The organism is Stieleria tagensis, assembly GCF_024129865.1.
In the GTDB taxonomy this organism is placed as follows: Bacteria; Planctomycetota; Planctomycetia; order Pirellulales; family Pirellulaceae; genus Stieleria; species Stieleria tagensis.
Genome location: NZ_JAMYFE010000017.1, coordinates 24,122 through 31,987, shown reverse-complemented (window position 1 = coordinate 31,987; position 7,866 = coordinate 24,122). Strand labels below are relative to the sequence as shown.

The following is a 7,866-nucleotide window of genomic DNA, read 5'->3' as shown; positions in this document are numbered from 1 at the left end:
AGGGAGTCGGATGACCGAATAGTACCGCAGAAGCTTGACGACCAATCAACCAATCAAGTGGAGTGAAGCCGGGTAATGCTGGTGAAGGGAAGGCGGTCAGGGCTTCACGCGATTCGGATCGAGCATCCATCGCACTCAGTGGCGAATGATGGATGATAACTCGACTGGATTGCAGCTTTGCTATTGTCACGGGACAACCGAATGACAGTTGCTCGCACCTCGGTCTGCGGACTCCACCGCGTGTACCCGGGGCGAGGCGCCTGTTTTTCGCCCGCTGGGAATGGCCTTGCCAAGTGAAGTTTGGGAGCTGGATGCTAGAAAGTGGCACGTCCGGATCTGAGAGGGACCGGAGGTCAATGCGGCAAGGTTAGAATCTTGTGACACCACAACGGGAAACCAGTGGCAAACAGGGAATACAAACCCTAATGGCTTTTCGATTGCCTTGAGCTGCGCAACTGGCTCCGGCATGGTCAAGCCATTAAGATGGATGCGGTATGACCATAAGGACGGGAGTCGCGGTTGTTGGTCTGCTTGCTCGTCTATCGCCCGTCCCGCATGATGTCTACCGTTCTGCAACAAGTGTCCTATGCGATTAGTCCTGTCCGTGATGATCGGTTTCGCCTTCCACTTCCTCGTTGGCTGTTCCCAAGAGAACGCCAAACCTGCCAACAGAGGTACAGCCAAACCATCGCAACATGACCGCAACTTGGACGAATTCGCTGGCACGCCTCAAATGCACACATATCCTTCGCCCGAAACTTGGGAGCACGCAAACGACCGACAACGGAAGCGAGCTTTGCGGTCATTTGAAGAACTCAAGAAACGCAACGCTCCGGTTTACTCCGGACCGTTGTTCGTCGATGACGACGAAGTCACGCTTCAAAACCCGCAGGATGTAGCACGACGAACACTCGTATTGTGGGCGGTCGAGCTGCGGGCTGAAGGGATTCCGCAGAAGGAGGCAATGGAATTGATCGAAGGACTCGATCTCTGGGATACCGTCAGTCCAGAAGAAAAACGATTTCTACAGGATGATGATCCGGAGCCCGCCGAAAGCCAAGAACTTGTGTGGCGTCTTGAGAGCATTTGGGTTCTTTTGTGGGCTCTTGGTCACGTTGAAGAACTAAACTGGCCGAACGGCATGTGTGATGTCCCCAAGGTGGTCGAGATTCTCAAGCCGCATGAATCCAATCCTGCTTTCATTGCCGATGCCAGGCTGCGAAGCAAGGCCGAGATACTTGATGCTCAAGATTTGATCATGCGGATTCATTGGGCGATTCGGAACGCGCACCTAAATCACGGCGGAATTATTCCCGATGATCTTGATTGGTCGCAGGATTACAACGCGGTCTCCGTCACAATGTGCGCTGCTGTCGGCGTCGTTGAACAAAGGCACTATACGCTGAACTGGTTGGTCGACTTCTTGAAGCCGAAAGATTGGGATCACGTTGATACGCCAACCTAGATCAAATGTTGCAGAACCAATAAGAATTTGACATCGCGTGAAAGCACGGCGGTGTTGGCATTGGTTCTCTATCGATCCTGAAGAGGGGCTGGTTATTTGAGCGGACGAGCCAATGCTCAAATTCTTTGTTCAAGAAGGCCGGAGTCGGCGACGCCCCATTGGGATTTGCACCCGATGCTGCAGTGCGGAGGGCGACTTTTTGTGCCGCATGTGACTGGATCTGCAGAAACTCGCTTGAGTGAACCCAGTCATGTGGGAAGGGTTGGTGGCGTTTCGAAGCGAGGTGACTGACGCTTGGAAGTCCGTTTCTCGCTGATCGACCGGTGTCGGCGCAGACCGGTTGCGTGATGCCGACGGGCGGCAGTTTCGCAGGCTCGGTGGATTGGGGGTAACTCGGTCATGGCGACGGTGGACCTCGTGTTGCCACTCGAATGTGCCAGATCCATTGGCCATCACTGCCGGTTTGAACTTGAAAGTGACTTTAGGCTGTTTGCCCTCGTTGGTGTGGAGGATTCATCCGACCGAATCGCAAGCAGAACACGTCATGCATGGTCGGATAAATCCTCCACACCAACGAAGCATCCGAAACGAGGGGTGGACTTCAAACGCTTTGTTTGGATCAACATTGATTCTCCGTGCCTTGGTGCCTCCGCGAGACCGATTGGTACCTGGAAACGCAGGTCGAAGGTGCAACGGAATCATCGCCTGCCGCAGTTTCTCTCCCGCGCTGCAGTCTCGCCCGATGTGCCAAGCTTCCTCGTGGGTGGAGCAATCGAGCGTGGTCAGAGCAAATGATTGGGCCAGGGTCATTGATCCGTCCACATCAGTTCTTTATCCGACTGAAAATTTGTCGATTCGCGCGCCCACACATTTGCTTGCTGATGCCTACTCCATTACCGGAAACATCGGACGATGATTGCCCGCACTAAGGATCACCAAATGAACCGCGCATCTGACAATCAAAATGCCCTGTATTGCCGTCGTTCGCGGCGTGCCGCCTGGATTGCCGCCATTGCTGTTGCATTGCTAGGCGCGACGTCGCTTGCCGAGGGGCAGTATGACCAAGGTTTGAGCGGCGTTTGCTTTACCGTTGCATTCTTGCTTTTCGTCTGGGGCTTTGACTATCACCGGCGCTTGCGGCCTTCGTCGGACCGTCACCTAACGACTCCGAACGGCGGATAACCAAGAAAAATTTGATATCGCGGGAAGGCAGGGCGGTGTTGGCATTGGTTCTCTATCGATCCTGAAGAGAGGCAGGTTATTTGAGCGGAAGAGCCGATGCTCAATTCTCTGTTCAAGAAGGCCGGTTGAGGTTGCCTGATGCCGACGGGCGGCAGTTTCGCAGGCTCGGTGGATTGGGGGGCAACTCGGTTATGGCGACGGTGGACCTCGTGTGGCCAGTCGAATGTGCCCGACCCATTGGCCGACACTGCCGGTTTGAACTTGAATGTGACTTTAGGCTGTTTGCCCTCGTTGGTGTGGAGGATTCATCCGACCGAATCGCAAGCAGAACACGTCATGCTTGGTCGGATAAATCCTCCACACCAACGAAGCATCCGAAACGAGGGGTGGACTTCAATCACATTGTTTGGATCAACAATGATTCTCCGTGCCTTGGTGCCTCCGCGAGGCCGATGGCTACCTGGAAACGCAGGTAGACGGTGCAACGGAATCAGCGCCCGCCGCAGCTTCTCTCCCCCGCGCTGCAGTGGTCTCTTGCGGGAATGACATCACAGCAATCCTGTGCGATAGAATCATTCTGACGCGGATCGCTTCCTCACCAACTCGATCCACGTGATGGTCGACAAAGTTCAACGCCCAATCTATCGGTGTACCTCCTGCACCCAGAGAGATCGCGTTTCGTCACCCGACGCAAATCAAGAGATGGAGCGTTTCCCCTGATGCAGTGTCCGCATGAAAAGCCGTTGGGACGTCGCCGTTTTCGGATTATCGACTTACTTGCATTCACCGCGATTGTGGCACTGCATTTCGCGGCGTACCGGGGCGGCGTGAGTTTTTCAGACGGCGAGTGGCCTGAACTTCTCTGTTTTTCGCCGACGGCAATCACTTGTATTCTGCATCTTCGCCTACATCTGAAGACATCAACGGCGATGGTGGTGCACTACTTAGTCTCTCTCGTTTGGTGTTTATTGCATTCGTATGGTCGCGCTGCTTTAGACAATCCATACATAGCCTATCAGGACGTTCAGTATCAGATTGATTGGTACGCTTACCTCTGGAACGAGATGAGTGGCATGGCGATTTTCGGTCTCGCTTGGGCCACTGCCTATGGGCTTGTTTGCTACACTGCACTGCATGCCAATCGGACAAATCCTACCCGGCAATTGCAACCTGAGACTGCAGAAATCAGGTAATCAAACAGAAATTGACACCGCGTGAAGCACGGCGATATTGGCATGGGTTCTCGGTCAAATTTGAAGAGTGACTGGCGATCTCAAAAGCAGAACGTGTCATGCTTGGTCGGATAAATCCTCCACACCAACGATGGCGTCCGAAACCAGGAAGATAGGGAGCAACGCTGGAAGTTGGTCCGCCGCTCGAATTTCTCAGAGCAATTCCAATGGATTACATTGGCCAGTAGCGACAATGGCTCGGGCGGTCGTCGTGACCCAATGCGCGAACAATGCCAGGAACTGAAGTTACGGAGTCGATTTGGTTTGGGTTTCGGTTGACCGACTGAAATGTAAACTCCTTCGCGATGCAGAATGGCGAACACACCGCACAATCCGTATGAACCGCCAAAGTCTGTTCAACTCGACTCGTCACCTGGCTCATTGCTCGCCCAGCCGATTTGCTTAACCCTGCAGATGAACACCGGTTATTTGATGGATGCGTTTGCTCGGATACGGGAACGCAATCCGATGCGAAAACGCTGGCTGTATGTTCGCTGGCCTATTTCGGTCTTTCTGTTAGTGATTTCCGCGATGCTTGTTGTCAATGCGGAGCCTCTTTTTGGATTTGCGTTTGCCGCATTCGTGATCGGATCGTTTTTTGCCTACCGGATCGATGACCTGTATTATCGCTTCACCCTGTCTCGTTCTCCTTGGTTGAACGCTGAGTGTGAGATCGAGATTTCGGACGCCGGCTATCAGGTCCAGGCACTGGGATATGGAGTGACCGTGCCGTGGTCCGCATTCAAGGTGGCTGAGATTTTCGACGATGGCGTACTGCTCTATCAATCGGATACATCTTCGCCCTGGATCCCGTGGTCGGCGTTTTCGACTGCCGCGGACGCTGCGCGGTTCCGGGATTTCGCACTCCATGAATTTGCGAATCACCAACACGCGATTTGAAATCAGTGGAAGCACGGTGGTGATGGCATCAGTTCTGTTTCCTGGCGACGCGGAGCGCGAGAGACTCGGTACCGATTGTGTGTGTCGTCCGCTGGGCCTGGGGAACCGATGTGCCTGACATCCGTGGCCTGACGACCACGGCCGTGGGTTTGTCGGCCTCCGGCCTGGCGACTGGGTGGGACGTGTTACGAACGATTCGTTAGGAATCCGTATCGTAGCCAGTCACCGAGCATGCCCAGATTGCTGATCGAACAGGGGGCGGCGGCGACGGCATGCCGGCAGTGTTTCCAGGCGGCGGTTCGATTGCCAGTGCGAAGCGCCATCCGGGTCCAGGAGCGAAGGACTTGGGAGGCAGACGGGGTGGAATGTGCCATCGATGGTGGAACAAAATCCTTGATGCCGCGACGAACAAAGGCCTCAGCAACCGCCCGGCGTGCGCACTCCAACTGGACCGCGCGTTTTTGGGTCGTCAGCGAACTGCAGTGCAACCGGTACCGCAGCAGCGGCTTGTCCAGGTTTGCCAGGCTGCCTTGTTCACTGAGTCGCAACCAGAGATCCAGATCTTGCGCGAACTGAAATTCTTCGCGATAGCCACCGACGGCGCACAGAGTTTCGCGACGAATCATGGCCGAAGGGTGCGGAATCGCGCCGATGCCATTCAGCAGACGCGAGACAATGTCATCGTGGGTTTGAGGGGCATTGCGATACGCTAGAAAATCCCCATCGGGATCGATCAGGGAAAGCTGGCACCCGACTGCGACACAACTTGGATTGTCGTCCAAGAACTGCGTTTGTTCGGCAAACCGCGATGGTTCGCACAGATCATCGGCATCCATTCGAGCAACGAAACGCCCGCGAGCCGATTCGATCCCGCGGTTGAGCGCACGCGTCAGTCCGGTGTTGGCCTGGCTGATCACACGCACTCGATTGTCGCGACTGCTGAACTCGCGAAGGATTGCCGGCGAACGATCCGAGGAACCGTCGTCGATGATCAAGAACTCGAAATCGCGATAGGTCTGGGACAGTACGCTTTGCACGGCAGCGTCCAGATAGTCCTGGCCGTTGTGCACGGACATCACCACGCTGACAGACGGATTGATCAGTGCACTCATCCTAGCGGTCTTCCCAAAACTCAATTTTCATCTGTCTCGCTGCCCGCATTCGTCAAGCCGCTTGCTGTAGAGGGGCCACTGCGGCGGCATGCCGATCGAGCCATAGCCCCAGACACAAGAGACTCCAAACCACATGCGGCTGTCGTCGTTCTCGGTTACGGAACTGGACCGCGCCGGGCAGTAATTCGCACAACAGGCCGCTTTCGTTCAGAACTTGGTCGAGCAACGATTGCACGTCGGGGCGCTGCAGCCAGGCTGCGATCGGCGCGCCGAATCCCTGCTTGTTGCGATTGCGTATCGAAGGCGGCCACAAATCGCCGCATGCCTCGCGCAGCAACGATTTCAGTCCTGGTCCACCGAAGCGCAGGTGGACCGGCAAGCTAAGCATGAATTCGACGAGATCGACATCCAGGAACGGACTGCGTGTTTCCAATCCGTGTGCCATCGCGGCGCGATCCACTTTCACCAGGATATCGCCGGGCAAATAACAGCGGACGTCAAATTCTGTGGCGCGATCAATGCCACTGACCGACTCCGCGGGAAAGAACGACTCGCGCATCGATTGCTCGTTCATCGACGGCATCGTCGACTGCCAAAGTTGTTGGCGATGCGTTGCCGAGGTAGCCGACACAAAATCGAGATGCCGGTCCCAGACATCGGGGAAGCGTTGTTTGGCGCGGAGGTGTTTGAAGCGGCGCGAAGCCTGTTTGCGCCAGCCAAACAGCGGCATTTTCGCAGCCAGACGATAGAACGTTTGAGATCCCAAGTTGCCGCTAAGAGAATCTTGAATCAGCAGCGGCTTGTACCAATCGTAACCACCAAACAACTCGTCACCGGCATCGCCGGTCAAAACCACTTTGACTTTCTGACTGGCGAACTGCGAGATCAAATAGGTGGGCAAGTTCGATGAATCTGCAAACGGCTCGTCGTACACCGCTGCCATTTGCTGCAGCATCTCGGCAACGGGAATGTCGACATTGATTTCGTTGTGTTCGGTGCCGTACATCTCGGCCACCGATCGCGCATACGGCAACTCGTTGATCAGATCGTCAAATCCGGCCGAGAATGTCATCACGGGGGACGACGTGTGCTGTGCCATCAATCCAACGATGGTGGCGGAGTCGAGGCCGCCGCTGAGAAAGGCGCCGACGCGAGTGTCGGCCACCATTTGCCGTTGCACGGCTTGCTCGACCAGTCGCCGAATCTCTCGTACGGCGTCCGGCCGGTCGATCTGGCATGTCGACAGCGCGGGCCGCCAGTACTGCCATTGCTTCATGCGTCCGCTGCGCCACTGCAGTGCATGGCCGGGCGCCAGCGAGTGGACATTCTCATAGATCGTACAGCTCGGTGGAACGTACAGCAGTGACAAATACCCGTCGACGGCGCCGCGATCGATCTGGGGATTGATCAGCCCCGATGCCAGGATGGCCTTCAATTCCGAGGCGATCAGCAACTCGCCCGTTGGTGTTTCAGCCCAATACAGGGGTTTTTCACCGAGTCGATCGCGGGCAGCAAAAAGCGTCTTTTGCTGGTCATCCCAAATCGCAAAGGCGAACTGACCATTGAGTTTGTCGACGACCGCGTCGCCATACTCTCGGTAAGCCAATAGCAAGGCTTCGGTGTCGGAGTGGGTGTGCAGTCGAACCCCACGGCTCTGCAATTCTTGACGCAACTCGCGAAAGTTGTAGATCTCGCCGTTGAACGTCAGGCAATACCGTTTGGTATCGTCCCACATGGGTTGGGCGCCGCCGCTGGGATCAATGATTTCCAACCTGCGATGCGCAAGTTGGCAACCAGCGGCTGATTCGCTGCCAAATGAATCGGGGCCGCGATGATGCAACGTCTCGATCATCCGATCGATGGTGTGATCGTTTGACGATCGATGGGAGCAGAGGACGGCAATTCCACACATGTGTCGATTGTCTCGAATCGAGTTTGATTGAGGTAGGTTCCGATCGAACGAGCAACCCTAGTG

Annotated in this window: 6 protein-coding genes; 4 read left to right on the top strand and 2 right to left on the bottom strand. The window is 55.5% G+C overall.

All coding sequences use genetic code 11. From position 1 onward, the window contains the following. The first annotated feature begins 586 nt into the window (after positions 1 to 586). The 4 genes from NHH03_RS02370 to NHH03_RS02355 all read left to right on the top strand — a co-directional run bounded on the left by NHH03_RS02370 (position 587) and on the right by NHH03_RS02355 (position 4,779). Complete coding sequence (locus NHH03_RS02370) at positions 587 to 1,465, top strand: DUF4272 domain-containing protein (protein ID WP_253154135.1); 879 nt, start codon at positions 587 to 589, stop codon at positions 1,463 to 1,465. 939 nt (positions 1,466 to 2,404) lie between these two features. Further along, positions 2,405 to 2,647: a hypothetical protein gene (locus tag NHH03_RS02365; RefSeq protein ID WP_253154134.1), complete on the top strand. Its 243-nt coding sequence runs from the start codon at positions 2,405 to 2,407 to the stop codon at positions 2,645 to 2,647. Positions 2,648 to 3,366: 719 nt separating this feature from the next. Then, complete coding sequence (locus NHH03_RS02360) at positions 3,367 to 3,840, top strand: hypothetical protein (RefSeq protein ID WP_253154133.1); 474 nt, start codon at positions 3,367 to 3,369, stop codon at positions 3,838 to 3,840. Positions 3,841 to 4,191: 351 nt separating this feature from the next. After that, positions 4,192 to 4,779 carry a YcxB family protein gene (locus NHH03_RS02355; RefSeq protein WP_253154132.1) on the top strand — a complete coding sequence of 196 codons (588 nt, stop codon included), beginning with the start codon at positions 4,192 to 4,194 and terminating at the stop codon, positions 4,777 to 4,779. Between the two features lie 185 nt (positions 4,780 to 4,964). On the opposite strand, the gene NHH03_RS02350 is transcribed toward NHH03_RS02355, so the two are convergent. Both NHH03_RS02350 and asnB read right to left on the bottom strand, forming a co-directional pair. Continuing rightward, positions 4,965 to 5,891 (bottom strand): glycosyltransferase family 2 protein, encoded by a 927-nt coding sequence (locus NHH03_RS02350; protein ID WP_253154131.1) that lies wholly within the window; start codon positions 5,889 to 5,891, stop codon positions 4,965 to 4,967. Positions 5,892 to 5,943: 52 nt separating this feature from the next. Continuing rightward, entirely contained in the window at positions 5,944 to 7,803 is a 1,860-nt protein-coding gene (gene asnB / locus NHH03_RS02345; RefSeq protein WP_261364042.1) for an asparagine synthase (glutamine-hydrolyzing), read from the bottom strand. Positions 7,804 to 7,866 lie beyond the last annotated feature (63 nt).